Below are 16,324 nucleotides of genomic sequence, written 5' to 3' on the forward strand. Positions count from 1 at the left end.
ATGTCGAAATTCTTTATTGATCGACCCATTTTTGCCTGGGTTATTGCCCTCGTGATCATGCTGGTCGGTGCGCTGTCGATTTCCAGCCTGCCGATCAACCAGTACCCGAGCATCGCACCGCCCGCCATCGGTATCCAGGTCACCTATCCGGGCGCGTCTGCCCAGACGGTCCAGGACACCGTGGTTCAGGTGATCGAGCAACAGCTCAACGGTATCGACAACCTGCGTTATGTCAGCTCGGAAAGTAACTCCGACGGCAGCATGACCATCACGGCGACCTTCAATCAGGGCACCAACCCGGATACGGCGCAGGTTCAGGTGCAGAACAAGCTCAACCTCGCGACCCCTCTACTACCGCAGGAAGTGCAGCAACAGGGTATCCGCGTCACCAAGGCAGTGAAGAACTTCCTGATGGTGATCGGCCTGGTGTCGGAAGACGGCAGCATGGGCAAGGAAGACCTGGCCAACTACATTGTGTCGAACATGCAGGACCCGATCTCGCGGACCTCCGGTGTGGGTGACTTCCAGGTGTTCGGTTCGCAGTACGCCATGCGTATCTGGCTGGACCCGGCCAAGCTGAACAACTTCCAGCTGACGCCAGTGGACGTGAAAGACGCGATCACCGCGCAGAACGTTCAGGTGTCGTCCGGCCAGTTGGGTGGCCTGCCATCGATCAGCGGCCAGCAGTTGAACGCCACGATCATCGGCAAGACGCGTCTGCAGACCGCCGAGCAGTTCGGCAACATCTTCCTCAAGGTCAACACTGACGGCTCGCAGGTTCGCCTGAAAGACGTCGCCACGGTCGGCCTGGGCGCAGAGAACTACAGCACCGATTCGCAGTTCGACGGCAAACCGGCTTCCGGTCTGGCGATCAAGCTCGCCACCGGCGCCAACGCACTGGACACCGCCAAGGCCATCCGCGCGACCGTTTCGTCGCTGGAGCCGTTCTTCCCGCCTGGCATGAAAGTCGTTTACCCGTATGACACCACACCGGTGGTCAGCGAATCGATCAACGGCGTGGTGCACACCCTGATCGAAGCGATCGTGCTGGTGTTCCTGGTGATGTACCTGTTCCTGCAGAACTTCCGCGCAACCATCATCACCACGATGACGGTTCCGGTGGTCTTGCTGGGTACGTTCGGCATCCTCGCGGCCTTCGGCTTCACCATCAACACCCTGACCATGTTCGGTATGGTGCTGGCCATCGGCTTGCTGGTGGACGATGCGATTGTGGTGGTGGAAAACGTCGAGCGGGTCATGGAGGAGGAAAAACTCTCCCCGCGCGACGCCACGATCAAATCCATGACACAGATTCAGGGCGCGCTGGTCGGTATTGCCCTGGTGCTGTCGGCGGTTCTGTTGCCGATGGCGTTCTTCGGCGGCTCCACCGGGGTGATCTACAAGCAGTTCTCGATCACCATCGTCTCGGCCATGGCCCTGTCGGTCGTGGTTGCGCTGATCTTCACCCCGGCGCTGTGCGCCACCATGCTCAAGCCCATTGATCACGAGAAGCACGGGCAACCGAAACGTGGTTTCTTCGGCTGGTTCAACCGCACCTTCGACCGCAGCGTTCTGAGTTACGAGCGCGGCGTCGGCAACATGCTCAAACACAAGTGGCCTGCGTACCTGGGTTACATACTGATCTGCGCGGGCATGGTGTTCATGTTCATGCGTATTCCGGCTGCGTTCCTGCCCGAAGAAGACCAGGGCGTTATCTTCGCCCAGATCCAGACACCGGCCGGCTCCTCGACCGAGCGTACGCAGGAAGTCATCGATCAGATGCGTGAGTACCTGCTGACCAAGGAAAGCGGCGCGGTGAAGTCGGTGTTCTCGGTAAACGGCTTCAACTTCGCGGGCCGCGGCCAAAGCTCGGCGATTGCGTTCGTGATGCTCAAGCCGTGGGAAGAACGTGATTCCGACAACAGCGTTTTCGAACTGGCCAAGCGGGCTCAGGGCTATTTCTTCAGCCTGCGCGACGCGATGGTGTTTGCCATCGTGCCGCCATCGGTTTTGGAGCTGGGTAACGCCACCGGCTTCGACGTTTACCTGCAGGACCAAGGCGGCGTCGGTCACGAGAAACTGATGCAGGCGCGTAACCAGTTCCTCGGCATGGCTGCACAGAGCAAGATTCTGGCGGGCGTGCGTCCGAACGGTCTGAACGACGAACCGCAATACCAGTTGATCATCGACGACGAGCGCGCCAGTGCATTGGGCATCACCCTGTCGGACATCAACAACACCCTGTCCATCGCATTGGGTGGCAGCTACGTCAACGACTTCATCGACCGTGGCCGTGTGAAGAAGGTGTACATCCAGGGCGATGCAGGTGCGCGTATGACGCCTGAAGACCTGAAGAAATGGTACGTGCGCAACAGCGCGGGTGAGATGGTGCCGTTCTCGGCCTTCGCCAGCGGCAAATGGTCCTACGGCTCGCCGAAACTGTCACGCTACAACGGCGTGGCGGCAGAGGAAGTGCTCGGTACGCCAGCCCCTGGTTACAGCAGCGGCGACGCGATGAACGAAGTCGAGGCGCTGGCCAAGAAGCTGCCGCAGGGCATCGGCATCTCGTGGACCGGTCTGTCCTACGAGGAACGTCTGTCCGGTTCGCAGGCCCCTGCCCTGTATGCCCTGTCGTTGCTGGTCGTGTTCCTCTGTCTGGCGGCGCTGTATGAAAGCTGGTCGATTCCGATCGCGGTCATCCTCGTGGTGCCACTGGGGGTTATCGGTGCACTGATGGCAACCAGCCTGCGCGGTCTGTCCAACGACGTGTTCTTCCAGGTCGGACTGCTGGTGACGGTGGGTCTGGCGGCGAAAAACGCCATTCTGATCGTCGAGTTCGCCAAAGAGCTTCACGAACAGGGCAAGAGCCTGGTGGACGCGGCGATCGAGGCCTGCCGCATGCGTCTGCGCCCGATCATCATGACCTCCATGGCCTTCATCCTCGGCGTCGTGCCGCTGGCGATTTCCTCGGGCGCAGGTTCGGGCAGTCAGCATTCGATCGGTACTGGCGTAATTGGCGGTATGATCACCGCAGTTATTCTGGCGATCTTCTGGGTGCCCCTGTTCTTCGTAACGGTTTCAGGGCTCTTCAAGAGCAAGCAGAAACATATTTCACACGATGAGGCTGGCCAATGAGCAAGTCATTGATCTCACTTGCAGTTACCGCGTTCATTCTCGGCGGCTGCTCTTTGATCCCCGATTACAAGCAGCCGGAAGCACCGGTCGCCGCACAATATCCGCAAGGGCCGGCGTACTCGCCGGTCGAAGGCGCCAAAATGGCCGCCGCGGAACAAGGCTGGCGGCACTTCTTCAATGACCCGGCGCTGCAACAGCTGATTCAGACTGCACTGCTCAACAACCGTGACCTGCGGGTTGCGGCGCTGAACATCGACGCCTACCGCGCCCAGTACCGTATCCAGCGCTCGGACCTGTTCCCTGCTGTTTCGGCCACCGGCAGCGGTACACGTCAGCGCGTGCCAGCCGATCAGTCGCAAACCGGTCAATCAGGCATCACCAGCAGCTACTCGGCCTCTCTGGGTGTCAGCTCGTACGAGCTGGACCTCTTCGGCCGGGTCCGCAGCCTCAGCGAGCAGGCGCTGGAGACCTACTTCGCCAGCGAGGAAGCACGTCGCAGCACGCAGATCAGTCTGGTGGCCAGTGTCGCCAATGCCTACATGACCTGGCAGGCCGACAAGGAACTGCTCAAGCTGACGCAGGACACCCTGAAGACCTACGAAGAAAGCTTCCGTCTGACCTCGCGCGCCAGCGAGGTCGGCGTTTCTTCGGCACTGGACCTGAGCCAGTCGCGCACCGCCGTCGAAAGCGCGCGCGCCAAACTGGCCCAGTACCAGCGCCTGGTTGCCCAGGATCAGAACAGCCTGGTGCTGCTGCTCGGCACCAGCCTGCCTGACAACCTGCCGGCCAGCCATTTGCTCGATTCCGACATGCTGACCGAAATGCCCGCAGGCCTGCCGTCCGACCTGCTGCAGCGTCGTCCGGACATTCTGGAAGCCGAGCACTCACTGAAGGCGGCCAACGCCAACATCGGCGCGGCACGTGCAGCGTTCTTCCCGAGCATCAGCCTGACGGCCAGTGCCGGCACCAGCAGCAGCGAGCTGTCCGGCCTGTTCAAGGGCGGATCGGGCGCCTGGCTGTTCCAGCCAAGCATCAACATTCCGATCTTCAACGCCGGTAACCTGCGCGCCAGCCTGGACTACTCGAAAATCCAGAAGGAAATCAGCGTCGCCAACTACGAGAAGGCGATTCAGACCGCCTTCCAGGAAGTGTCCGACGGCCTGGCTTCACGCAAGACCTATGACGAGCAGCTCCAGGCGCAACGTGACTTCGTCGCGGCCAACCAGGATTACTACCGTCTGGCCGAGCGTCGCTACCGGATCGGCATCGACAGCAACCTGACCTTCCTCGACGCCCAGCGCTCGCTGTTCAGTGCGCAACAAACACTGATCACCGATCGCCTGTCGCAGCTGACCAGCGAGGTCAACCTGTACAAGGCCCTCGGCGGCGGCTGGTATGAAAGAACCGGACAGACCGAAACCATCTCCAAGGAGAAGCCTTCGGTTCAGCTGTTCTGATTGACAGCGGCACACAAAAAAACCACCTGATCAGGTGGTTTTTTTGTGGCCGAAACATACCTGCGATCAATGATCCTGATGCAGGTACTTGGGCTCTTTGGGCAAGCGCAGACTGAACAGGAACGCTACCGCCATCATGGCCGTCACGTACCAGTAAAAGCTGTTCTCCATCCCGGCACTCTTGAGTTTCAGCGCAACCCACTCAGCCGAACCGCCGAACATCGCGTTGGCCACTGCGTACGCCAGACCCACGCCCAGCGCACGAACCTGAGGCGGAAACATCTCCGCTTTGACCAGCCCGCTGATCGAGGTGTAGAAGCTGACGATCGCCAGCGCCAGAGTAATCAGCACAAAGGCAATGAACGGGTTGGTGGTGGTCTTGAGCGTCATCAGGATCGGCACTGTAAACAGCGTACCCAGCGCGCCGAACAGGAGCATCGAATTGCGACGGCCGATGCGATCCGCAAGCATGCCGAAGAACGGCTGCATGCACATGTATAGAAACAGCGCGCCGGTCATGATGTAGCTGGCGGTCTTGGCTTCCATGCCCCCGGTGTTGACCAGGTATTTCTGCATGTAGGTCGTGAAGGTGTAGAAAATCAGCGAGCCACCGGCGGTGTAACCCAGCACCGTGATAAAGGCAGCCGCATGATGCTTGAACAGAGCCGCGATACTGCCCGCGTCCTTGTCCTGCCGGCTTTCGGCCGTGGTGGTTTCATTGAGGGTGCGACGCAGCAGCAAGGCAATGACCGCAGCGGCAGCACCGATCACGAAGGGGATGCGCCAGCCGTAGTCACGCAACTCTTCGGTGGTCAGGAATTGCTGGAGGATGACCACGGTCAACACCGCCAGCAGTTGCCCGCCGATCAGAGTCACGTACTGAAACGAAGCATAAAAGCCACGCTGGCCACGCAGCGCCACTTCACTCATGTAAGTGGCCGTGGTGCCGTACTCGCCACCCACCGACAGGCCTTGCAGCAGCCGCGCCATCAGCAGCAAGGCCGGCGCCCAGGCGCCAATCGATGCATAGGTCGGCAGACAGGCAATGATCAATGATCCGGCACACATCATGGTGACCGAAATCAGCATGGAGTTCTTGCGGCCATGTTTGTCTGCGACACGACCAAACAGCCAGCCGCCAATCGGACGCATCAGAAAGCCAGCGGCAAACACACCTGCGGTGTTGAGCAACTGAACGGTCGGATCATCGGAAGGGAAGAAAGCCGGTGCGAAATAAATCGCGCAGAAGGCGTAGATATAAAAGTCGAACCATTCGACCAGGTTGCCGGATGAAGCACCGACAATCGCGAAAATTCTTTTGCTTCGCTCCTCGCCGGTGTAATGCGGTGCTTTTGATGTTGTAGTCATTATTTTCCCCAAGCAGAACTGTCCATAAGAAACAATCTGTAACACCGTCTTTAATCGAGCACAATCAGTCTGAGCAATTCAGCCACCAGGAAAATCGGCAGGGTTGAACATCCAGTGCCCAGACGAACAACAACCCGGATCATCGGCCCGCCTTTTCGTGGAGGCAGACAAACGATCCGGGTTGCTGGACAACAGGTTGAAGCGGGAGGGCTTACCGCTCGATGGCCAGCGCAAGCCCCTGCCCGACGCCGACGCACATGGTTGCCAGACCTCTGCGCCCGCCGGTTTTCTCCAGATGATGCAGCGCCGTCAGCACCAGCCGCGCGCCGCTCATACCCAGCGGATGGCCTAGGGCAATCGCCCCGCCGTTGGGATTGACCTGCGGCGCATCGTCCGCCAGACCCAGCTCGCGCAGCACCGCAAGCCCCTGGCTGGCAAATGCTTCATTGAGCTCGATGACATCGAAATCGGTCACCGCCAGGCCCAGCCGCTCGACCAGTTTACGCACCGCTGGCACCGGGCCAATGCCCATCACCCGAGGTGCAACCGCCGCGCTGGCCATGCCGAGCACGCGGGCGCGGGGCGTCAGGCCATGCTTTTTGACCGCTTCGGCCGACGCCAGAATCAGTGCAGCAGCGCCGTCGTTGACTCCGGACGCATTACCGGCAGTCACCGTACGGTCCGGGCCATTGACCGGCTTGAGTTTGCTCAGGGTTTCCAGACTGGTATCGCCACGCGGATGCTCATCCTTGTCGACAAGGGTCTCGCCCTTTTTGTGCGCGACTCGCACCGGCACGATCTCTTCCTCGAAAAAGCCCGCAGCCTGGGCAACGGCAGTGCGTTGCTGGCTGCGCAGGGCGAAAGCGTCCTGATCGGCTCGAGAAATCCTGAAGTCGGTTGCCACGTTGTCGCCCGTCTCGGGCATTGAGTCCACGCCGTACTGCGCTTTCATCGCCGGATTGATAAAGCGCCAGCCGATGGTGGTGTCTTCCAGCTTCATGTTGCGCGAAAACGCGGCATCGGCCTTGCCCATCACGAAGGGGGCACGGGACATCGACTCGACGCCTCCGGCGATGGCCAGCTCGATTTCACCTGACGCGATGGCCCGGAAAGCGGTGCCGATGGCGTCCATCCCGGACGCACACAAACGATTGAGGGTGACGCCCGGTACACTTTCCGGCAGCCCAGCCAACAGTGCGGCCATGCGCGCGACGTTGCGGTTGTCCTCACCGGCCTGGTTGGCACAGCCGAAGAACACTTCGTCGATCTCTTCCCAGTTGACCGACGGGTTACGCTCCATCAGCGCCTTGATCGGCACCGCCGCCAAGTCGTCTGCTCGCACCGAAGACAACCCGCCACCAAAGCGACCGATGGGCGTACGAATCGCATCGCAAATAAATACTTCACGCATCACGCTTCTCCTGCAACCTGACCATGAGCCGCGGCAGTTCGTGCTTCCAGATCACGCAGCGCCGTCAGCTCGACGTCGGTAGGCTCTTCGGAAACCGCCACCGTGTCGGCAAAGCGGATCTCCCATCCGGTTGCAGCAACGACCTGCTCGCGGGTCACGCCAGGGTGCAGCGTGGTCACGACAAACTCATGGGTGCCGGCTTCCGGCTCCATGATGCACAGGTCGGTGATGATGCCCACCGGACCGGCGCCTGGCAGGCCCAGACGTTTGCGCGAGTCGCCGCCTTCGCCATGGCCGACCGAGGTGATGAAGTCCAGCTTGTCGACGAACGAACGCGCCGACTGCTTGAGGATGATCAGCACTGATTTGGCCGAACCGGCGATCTCCGGCGCACCACCTGCACCCGGCAGACGCACTTTTGGATGGTGGTAATCGCCGACCACGGTGGTGTTGATGTTGCCGAAACGGTCGACCTGCGCCGCGCCGAGAAAGCCGACATCGACGCGACCGCCCTGCAGCCAGTAGCGGAAAATTTCGCTGGTGGATACCACTGTGTCGGCGGTTTCAGCCAACTCGCCATCACCGATAGACAACGGCAACACCGTGGGCTTGGCACCAATCGGGCCGGACTCGTAGATCAGTACCACGTCAGGCGCAGAGGTAAGACGTGCCAGATTCGCTGCCTTCGAAGGCAGGCCGATGCCGACGAAGCACACAGAACCATTACGCAAGCGACGGGCTGCGGCAACGGTCATCATTTCACTGGTGGAGTAAGTCATTATTTGGCCTCCGACGCGCGAGCCAGCTTGCTCTGGAATTCACTGAAGTCTGCGGTGCCGTGGATGTATTCATCGATCCACGCCGTGAAGGTCTCCCGGTCTCGGGCGATCGGGTCCCAGGCCTGATAGAAGGGGTTGTCACGCTCGTAGTAGCCATGCGCATAAGACGGGTGCGCACCGCCTGGCACCAGGCACACCGCGCTCAGCGCCCAGGTCGGCAACACGCAGGAGTTCATCGGCGCCTTGAGGTCATCGACGATTTCTTCCACCGTCACAATGCAACGCTTCGCAGCCAGTGCGGCTTCTTTCTGCGCACCGAGAATGCCCCACAACAGCACGTTGCCCTTGCGGTCGGCTTTCTGTGCATGAATCACGGTTACGTCGGGACGTACCGAAGGCACCGCTGCCAGCACTTCGCCGGTGAACGGGCAGGTGACCGTCTTGATCAGCGGGTTGACCTTGGGCAGGTCGGACCCGGCATAAGCGCGCAGCACGGCGAACGGCAGACCGGACGCACCCGCTACATAAGCGTTGGCGAGGTCGGCATGGCTGTGCTCTTCAATTTCCATCGCGCGCGGCCACTGCTTTTCAACGGCATCGCGCAAACGGTGCAAGGAGCCAACGCCAGGGTTGCCGCCCCACGAGAAAATCAGCCGCTTCGCACAGCCGGCACCGATCAACTGGTCGTAGATCAGATCGGGCGTCATGCGCACCAGGGTCAGGTCTTTTTTACCCTGACGGATGATTTCATGGCCAGCGGCCGTGGGGATCAGATGCGTGAAGCCTTCCAGCGCAACGGTGTCGCCATCGTTGACCAGTTGCTTCACCGCATCGCGTAGAAAAAGAATGTCTGCCATGAGGTGCTCCGAACCCAACATCACGTTCAATGATCAGCGCGAAGACCTGCGCCGGAATGAAAATGAGGTTATGCCTGAGCAAGAAGGCAAACAATCCGATAATCGACTAAACGTTCGGTAATCGAACGAATTCAATCCGGCGAAAACACGGCCACGTCAGGTAAACAGCTGCGTACTCAGGTCGCGGCTGGCATCGAGCATGATCGGCAAAAAGCGCTGTTCCAGCTCGCTGCGTGCCACACGTCCGGCACTGGTACTGACATTCAGCGCAGCCAGCACCTGGCCCGACGCATCATAGACCGGTACGGCAATCGAACGCAGCCCCTGCTCCAGTTCCTGATCGACAATGCACCAGCCTTGTTGCCGAACCAGCTGCAGACATTCGAGCAAGGCCTCCGGCGTGCGAATGGTGCGGCTGGTCTTGGGCTGCAGATCGACATGGTCAAGGTACTCATGCAGCGACACGTCATCCAGTGCGGCCAGCAGAATGCGGCCCATGGACGTGCAGTACGCGGGAAGACGACCGCCCACGGAAAGGTCGACCGAGATGAGCCGCTGCGTGGTTGCAGAGCGCGCTATATACAGAATGTCGTCGCCTTCCAGCGTGGCCATGTTGCACGCCTCGTGCAGTTGATCACTCATACGGTCCAGATAAGGCTGCGACGACGTTGCCAGTGGCGTCGATGACAAATAGGCGTGGCCCAGGGTCAACACCTTGGGCAGTAGCGAGTAGGTACGGCCATCAGTGGTCGCATAACCGAGCTTGATCAGCGTGTGCAGGCAACGACGCACTGCCGCGCGAGGGATCTCCGTGCGATGGCTGATCTGCGCAATGGTCAGGTGCCGCTTGCGCTCCTGAAAGGCATGAATCACTGCCAGCCCACGCGCCAGCGAGGTCATGAAATCCGGGTCACCGGTCAGCGCCTGAATACGCTTTGCGGGCGACGCCACGATGGGCGGTGCCAATGAGGCAAAAGATTTACGCAGTTCGTCGTTCATTGACACACCTTATGTAACTGCCTTTCAGGCCCTGTAAACCGTAGGTTCCAGCACTTTTCAGGGGAGCGAAGCCCTTCCCCGCGTGTTCGATTATCGAACAGGTGGCCGATAATCGCAATTGACCCCATGTAAATATACTTATACCTTTACCTCTGCCACGAAGTGACTTCTTGGAAATACTGGTCAGGTACCCACTGAGAAGTCCAAGGCAGCGGCCTTGCTCACCAAGCAAGGCCGTTTTCATTACTCAGGCGCATCCCTCCTGCCCGATGCTCGCGACACCCTCCTCCTCATCCCGTTCGCGGTCGGTGCCTGCCGCGCAACTCCACACATCCTGCATATAAAAAGCGTGGAATTTCTTCGCCAACATTTTGTCGTCGAAAGTGAAAACTGTTTTATAAAACTTATGTCATATAAACGGCTCACTGAAACTTCGGAACAATCGTACAAAAAAACCAGACATGTGAACTCATTCAACCTCTGTTGTTGACGTAGCAGAAGTTCTTGGAGATAGTATCCGTCAGTTGGTTGGCAATACCCTCGCAACGATTGATCCACTCACCCGATTTTCGCATCGACTGCCCTGTCGACGCGCTGTCACGGTGCAGTATCGCCGCGAGACCATCAGCAAGCCTGCCAGCACAAGCCCTGTGCTTGAAATCAAACGTGTGTCGCTACGACAGGTGTTTTTCTCTGGTGCACGTAGCCGCAGACAACAACAGGCATGTCCAGTAACCCTTTCGCGCAATTGCCCGAACAGGACGCTGACTGTATTTGGTATACGGCCAGACTGGAGTGAACATACTTGCAATGTTCTGCGTCATCGCCAGAGCCCATTCGACTCGATCAGGTATTAAAGTGACTAAAGATGAACTGCGCGCGGAACTTGAGCGCCAGGAACAACGCTACAAGGATGTCTACGGCGGTGAAATCACCACCTACGCCGCGCAACCGGAACCGGAACGCAAGCCTTGGCGCAAAAGAGCCAGCCTGCTGGACCAGGCGTTCAAGCAAGAATTGCAAAAAATGGAAGAAGGCCTGAAAGAAGAGCCATGACAGCACGGGTCTGCCGATCCCTGCCCGACACTCTGACTTCCAGCCCCCGGAATTACACGCCTTACTGCCTCATTGAACATTCAACGGGGCGGCGCTCATGCGTCTTTTTTTTGGTTTGAGGCGACACCGCGTGGTGACGACAAGTCGTTCGGTATTTTTTCTGTCATAATCGCGCCCCCTTCAGACCCGGTCAGAAAACCTACATGATCGATTTATTCAGCGGGCTTGATGCCTGGGTGCTTGTGAGCCTGTTGCTCGCCCTGGCTTTCGTCCTCACCTTCGAGTTCATCAACGGCTTTCATGACACCGCCAACGCGGTGGCGACAGTCATTTACACCAAAGCGATGCCGCCTCACCTGGCCGTGCTTTTTTCCGGTGTATTCAACTTTCTCGGCGTGTTGCTGGGCGGCGTGGGCGTTGCCTATGCCATCGTCCACCTGCTGCCGGTCGAACTGCTCATCAACGTCAACACCGGACATGGCCTGGCCATGGTGTTTTCGCTGCTGGCGGCGGCGATTACCTGGAACCTCGGTACCTGGTACTTCGGCATTCCGGCCTCCAGTTCGCACACGCTGATCGGCTCGATACTCGGTGTGGGTCTGGCCAATGCGCTGCTCAACGATATCCCGCTGGCCGATGGCGTGAACTGGCAGAAAGCGATCGATATCGGCGCTTCGCTGGTGTTCTCGCCGCTGGCCGGCTTTATCGTTGCGGGTCTGGTACTGATTGCGCTGAAATGGTGGCGCCCGCTGTCGAAGATGCACAAGACCCCTGACCAGCGCCGCAAACTGGATGACAAGAAGCACCCGCCGTTCTGGAACCGTCTGGTGCTGGTCATTTCCGCCATGGCGGTCAGCTTCGTACACGGTTCGAATGACGGCCAGAAAGGTATTGGCCTGATCATGCTGGTGCTGATCGGTATCGTGCCCAGCCAGTTCGTGCTTGACCTCACCAGCACGACCTACCAGATCGAACGCACCCGCGACGCGACCCAGCACCTGAACCAGTTCTATCAGCGCAACAGCAGCACGCTGGGCGAATATCTGGCCATGGGCAAAGCCGAAAAAGGCGACCTGCCGTCCAGTTCCGCCTGTAACCCGAAGCAGACCGAACCTACCATCGACGCGCTGCTCGACCGCCTGAAGGGCGTGTCCGACTACCACGCGCTGGCCCCTGAAAGCCGCATCGAAGTTCGTCGCTACCTGTTGTGCCTGGACGACACCGCCCGCAAGGTCGGCAAACTCCCTGACCTGTCAGCGCGTGAAAAATCCGACTTGGAGAAACTTCGCAAGGACCTGACCACCACCACCGAGTACGCACCGTTCTGGGTGATTCTGGCGGTCGCACTGGCGCTTGGCATCGGCACCATGGTCGGCTGGAAACGTGTGGTACTGACGATCGGCGAGAAGATCGGCAAGCAGGGCATGACCTACGCACAAGGCATGTCGGCGCAGATCACCACCGCCTGCGCGATCGGTCTGGCCAACGTGTTCAGTCTTCCGGTGTCCACCACGCACATTCTGTCGTCGGGTGTAGCCGGCACCATGGTCGCCAACAAGAGCGGCCTGCAAGGCGGAACCGTGCGCACCATCCTGCTGGCCTGGGTGCTGACCCTGCCGGCAACGGTCGCCTTGTCCGCAGCGTTGTTCTGGCTGGCTTCCAAAGCCCTGGCCTGATCTAGGCTCTGTACGAAAAGTCGGCGAGCGAAGGTCAGGCGAGGCAAAAACAGGCGAGGAACGGCCGGGGTCGCGTTCGACTCTACGTGTTGTAAATGAGCATTCCGATTGGACTCGCATTCCGAGCCTGTTTTTAACGAAGCATCACCGAGCGCAGCCACTTTTCGTACAGAGCCTAAAACCCTTCGGGCGGCGCATCCATTGCACCGCCCGAAGGGTTTGACTCACTTATCCCCCTGCGCGCCCTCCTCCTCAAGCCCTTCAACAGGCGCTTGCGCTTGCCACAGCGCTGCGGCACCGTCGAAATCAGTGCCGTTTTCCGCAGTCAGTTCAGCAGGGTCATAGCGGCTCAGGCAGCCTTCGCCAAGCGTTGCCGGAGCGGTGGAAGTGGCTTTGTCGAGAGGATCGGTCATTGGCTGTCACCTTGCGCGTTGCACCATTGCCGACAGCTGAGTCGGGAGCGCGACAGACGCGCTCCGGAAAAGATAGATCAGCCGAAGACGACTGTCTTGTTGTCGTGAACCAGAACGCGGTCTTCCAGGTGAGCGCGCAGGCCGCGGGCCAACACCATTTTTTCCACGTCGCGGCCGAAACGCACCATGTTTTCGATGCTGTCACGGTGGCTGACGCGCACGACGTCCTGCTCGATGATCGGACCGGCGTCGAGCTCTTCGGTCACATAGTGACAGGTCGCGCCGATCAGTTTGACGCCGCGCAACGAGGCCTGGTGATAAGGCTTGGCGCCGACGAACGATGGCAGGAAGCTATGGTGGATATTGATGACCTGATGGGCATATTCACGGCACAACTGCGGCGGCAGGATTTGCATGTAACGCGCCAGAACCACGACGTCGGCCTGGTGATGACCGACCAGACGCGATACCTCGGCGAACGCAGGCTCTTTGTCTTTCGGGTCCACCGGAACATGGTAGTAAGGGATGTTGTGCCACTCGACCATGCTGCGCAGGTCCTGGTGGTTTGAGATAACACAGGCGATGTCGCAGTCGAGCTCGTCACTGTGCCAACGGTGCAGCAGGTCGGCCAGACAGTGCGATTCGCGACTTGCCATGAGCACGACGCGCTTCTTCTGCGCCGAGTCGGTAATGCGCCAGTCCATCGAAAACTCTTCGGCAATCGGCGTGAAGGCTTCACGGAAGCCGTCCAGGTCAAAAGGCAGGGTGTCGGCACGGATCTCGTGACGCATGAAAAACCAGCCGCTGAGATTGTCCGAATGATGACTCGCTTCGGTGATCCAGCCGTTATGGGACGCCAGAAAGTTACTGACTTTGGCAACGATGCCTACACGGTCCGGGCAAGCAATCACCAGACGAAAAGTGCGCATTGGGGGAAACTCCAGAACTTCGCAAAGCCGCTATTCTAGCGGCTGCGCAGCAAAACTGCAGTATCTCTGTTGCCTGAATTCAGATGGCGAAAAAGCACACCGCCAAGGCCAAAGATTGCACCTTGCCAGTATGCGTTTTCCGGGTGCCCACCGCTAAACAAAACCTGTAATAAAGAGGGCTTTATAGCGGCGATCTTTTGAAGGAAGCGTGACGCGCCCCTAGTTCAGACGTCTGTAGGACGTGTGTATATTGCTAAATAATTCAAATAAAACTTTTATTTAATGTTTACTTGCTCATTTACAGTGACTATTATTGCCGCACTGTATCCCTGCAACCCTCACAACATAAGGTCTCCTCATGTCCCTGATCAACGAATACCGCGCTACAGAAGAAGCCATCAAAGAACTGCAAGCCCGTTTGAAGAACCTGTCGCAAGACGACAAACTGCAAACCGAGCTGGAATTCGAAGGCAAACTGCGCACGCTGATGGGCGAATACCAAAAGTCGCTGCGTGACATCATTGCCCTGCTGGATCCGGATGCCAAGGTAAACAAGGCCCCTCGTGGCGGCGCTGTTAAACCTGCCGGCACCAAACGCGCGCGCAAGGTCAAGCAATACAAGAACCCGCACAACGGTGAAGTCATCGAAACCAAAGGTGGCAACCACAAGACGCTGAAAGAGTGGAAAGCCAAGTGGGGCAGCGACGACGTTGAAAGCTGGGCCACTTTGCTGGGCTAAGCTTCACCAGATCGCGGTTCATCGCGATTGCAAAAACGCCAGCTTGCTGGCGTTTTTTATTGCCCGGTATTTTCTATACGCCCAGACGGTTACTCAGTTCGTGTGCGTAATCCTGCCATTGCCGCAACACCTCCAACTGCTCTGGCGCGGCACTAAGGGAGCATTCTACCCATGCGGCCGTAAAGTCATGCAGGGTGTTGGGAGCGCCCCATTCCGGGTTGCGCAAGCGCTGCTGACAGAAATCCCGCCAGCGTGTTTGCTCTTCGCCACTCAAGGTGTCAGGAAAGTTACGAGCGCGATACCGGAATAACAATTCAGGCAATCGGGCATCATCAAACGGCCAGGCGTCACGCGCCAGTTGTTCGGGCTCGGCCTGCCGAACTTGCTCACACAGTCGACGATCACGATCACCTATAAAACCGTCATATAACTGCTGTTCGGGATCTTCACTTGCGGCGAAATCGTCCTTGCCGTAAACCGCCGCCAGTTTATCGTGCCAAACTTCGCGGCGTTCACTCAATTGCGTTGCGCGCACCTGATAGCCAGCCATGTCCAGTTGCAGCCGCTGCTGATCTTCGCTGCGCAGCACCCCCAGCGGCGCGATCACCGGGCAACGGTTTATATGCAACAGTTTGAGCGGCACGGGCAATTCGCCGTCGCCCAGCGCGTCGTGCCGCGTATATAAACGCCGCTTGAGTGTTTCAGCGTCCTCGTGCAACAACGGTGAGTGATCCAGGTGCAGATCACACACGATCAGCGCGTTGCGATTATGCGGGTGCCACGCCAACGGCAGCACCACGCCCAGGTAATTGCGCGCCGCAGAAAAACGTCCCGAAATATGCACCAGAGGCTGCATCAGGCGTACCTGTTCCTGGACTTTCTGCTTGCTGCGCAAGGCGAACAGAAAGTCGTAAAGCTTCGGCTGCTTTTCACGAATCAAACGCGCCAGAGCAATAGTTGCACGCACATCGGATAACGCGTCGTGCGCCTGCCCGTGATCAATACCATTGGCAGCCGTCAGCCGCTCCAGTTTCAGCGTGACACGGCCGTCCTGTTCCGGCCAGACAATGCCATCGGGGCGCAATGCGTAGGCGGCCCGCACGACATCGATCAGATCCCAGCGACTGTTGCCCCCCTGCCATTCGCGCGCGTAGGGGTCGAAGAAGTTGCGATAAAAACTGTAGCGCGTGACTTCATCATCAAAACGCAAGGTGTTGTAACCCGCGCCACAGGTACCCGGCGCAGACAGTTCGGCATGTACGCGCGTCATGAAATCGGCCTCGCACAGGCCTTTTTCTGCCAGCGTGGCCGGAGTGATTCCGGTAATCATGCAGGCGGCAGGATGAGGCAGGATGTCATCGCTGAGCTGGCAGTGCAGATTGACCGGAGGCGCTATTTCATTGAGGTCGGTATCCGTGCGAATTCCGGCCATCTGCAGCGCACGGTCATTGCGCGGGTTGATACCGGTGGTTTCGTAGTCGTACCAGAAGATGCTGGAGGTCACG

Annotated in this window: 13 protein-coding genes; 5 read left to right on the plus strand and 8 right to left on the minus strand. The window is 58.9% G+C overall.

The genetic code is table 11. The features are described from left to right. Positions 1-3,135, plus strand: a complete 3,135-nt coding sequence (locus GE543_RS17610; RefSeq protein WP_003418653.1) for an efflux RND transporter permease subunit — start codon at positions 1-3, stop codon at positions 3,133-3,135. Further along, positions 3,132-4,592 carry an AdeC/AdeK/OprM family multidrug efflux complex outer membrane factor gene (locus tag GE543_RS17615; protein WP_003431378.1) on the plus strand — a complete coding sequence of 487 codons (1,461 nt, stop codon included), beginning with the start codon at positions 3,132-3,134 and terminating at the stop codon, positions 4,590-4,592. Before GE543_RS17610 ends, GE543_RS17615 begins: the two co-directional genes overlap by 4 nt. A 66-nt stretch (positions 4,593-4,658) precedes the next feature. On the opposite strand, the gene GE543_RS17620 is transcribed toward GE543_RS17615, so the two are convergent. The 5 genes from GE543_RS17620 to pcaR form a co-directional block, all read right to left on the minus strand. Continuing rightward, positions 4,659-5,960 (minus strand): MFS family transporter, encoded by a 1,302-nt coding sequence (locus GE543_RS17620; protein WP_003413237.1) that lies wholly within the window; start codon positions 5,958-5,960, stop codon positions 4,659-4,661. A 211-nt stretch (positions 5,961-6,171) separates the two neighbouring features. After that, positions 6,172-7,374, minus strand: a complete 1,203-nt coding sequence (gene pcaF, locus GE543_RS17625) for a 3-oxoadipyl-CoA thiolase (protein WP_173929316.1) — start codon at positions 7,372-7,374, stop codon at positions 6,172-6,174. Continuing rightward, positions 7,371-8,153 (minus strand): CoA-transferase subunit beta, encoded by a 783-nt coding sequence (locus GE543_RS17630; RefSeq protein WP_174518690.1) that lies wholly within the window; start codon positions 8,151-8,153, stop codon positions 7,371-7,373. Before GE543_RS17630 ends, pcaF begins: the two co-directional genes overlap by 4 nt. Beyond that, positions 8,150-9,007 (minus strand): CoA transferase subunit A, encoded by an 858-nt coding sequence (locus GE543_RS17635; protein WP_153222002.1) that lies wholly within the window; start codon positions 9,005-9,007, stop codon positions 8,150-8,152. The genes GE543_RS17630 and GE543_RS17635 overlap by 4 nt, the downstream gene beginning before the upstream one ends. A 156-nt stretch (positions 9,008-9,163) precedes the next feature. Continuing rightward, positions 9,164-10,006 carry a pca regulon transcriptional regulator PcaR gene (pcaR, locus tag GE543_RS17640; protein ID WP_003363842.1) on the minus strand — a complete coding sequence of 281 codons (843 nt, stop codon included), beginning with the start codon at positions 10,004-10,006 and terminating at the stop codon, positions 9,164-9,166. 858 nt (positions 10,007-10,864) lie between these two features. On the opposite strand from pcaR, the gene GE543_RS17645 reads away from it, so the two are divergent. Then, positions 10,865-11,062, plus strand: coding sequence for a hypothetical protein (locus GE543_RS17645; protein ID WP_002554967.1), 198 nt, complete (start codon positions 10,865-10,867; stop codon positions 11,060-11,062). A 203-nt stretch (positions 11,063-11,265) separates the two neighbouring features. After that, positions 11,266-12,738, plus strand: coding sequence for an inorganic phosphate transporter (locus GE543_RS17650; protein WP_003425186.1), 1,473 nt, complete (start codon positions 11,266-11,268; stop codon positions 12,736-12,738). Between the two features lie 224 nt (positions 12,739-12,962). Here the strand turns inward: GE543_RS17650 and GE543_RS17655 are convergent, their stop codons facing one another. Continuing rightward, positions 12,963-13,151 (minus strand): hypothetical protein, encoded by a 189-nt coding sequence (locus tag GE543_RS17655; RefSeq protein ID WP_153222004.1) that lies wholly within the window; start codon positions 13,149-13,151, stop codon positions 12,963-12,965. Positions 13,152-13,228: 77 nt separating this feature from the next. Further along, positions 13,229-14,080, minus strand: a complete 852-nt coding sequence (gene purU / locus GE543_RS17660) for a formyltetrahydrofolate deformylase (protein ID WP_003413243.1) — start codon at positions 14,078-14,080, stop codon at positions 13,229-13,231. A 358-nt stretch (positions 14,081-14,438) separates the two neighbouring features. Between purU and mvaT the strand changes: the two genes are divergently transcribed. Continuing rightward, entirely contained in the window at positions 14,439-14,819 is a 381-nt protein-coding gene (gene mvaT, locus GE543_RS17665) for a histone-like nucleoid-structuring protein MvaT (protein WP_002554971.1), read from the plus strand. A 73-nt stretch (positions 14,820-14,892) separates the two neighbouring features. On the opposite strand, the gene sbcB is transcribed toward mvaT, so the two are convergent. Continuing rightward, positions 14,893-16,323: an exodeoxyribonuclease I gene (sbcB, locus tag GE543_RS17670; RefSeq protein WP_046271646.1), complete on the minus strand. Its 1,431-nt coding sequence runs from the start codon at positions 16,321-16,323 to the stop codon at positions 14,893-14,895. Position 16,324 lies beyond the last annotated feature (1 nt).

This window comes from Pseudomonas sp. SZ57, assembly GCF_009495975.1.
Lineage (GTDB): Bacteria > Pseudomonadota > Gammaproteobacteria > Pseudomonadales > Pseudomonadaceae > Aquipseudomonas > Aquipseudomonas syringae.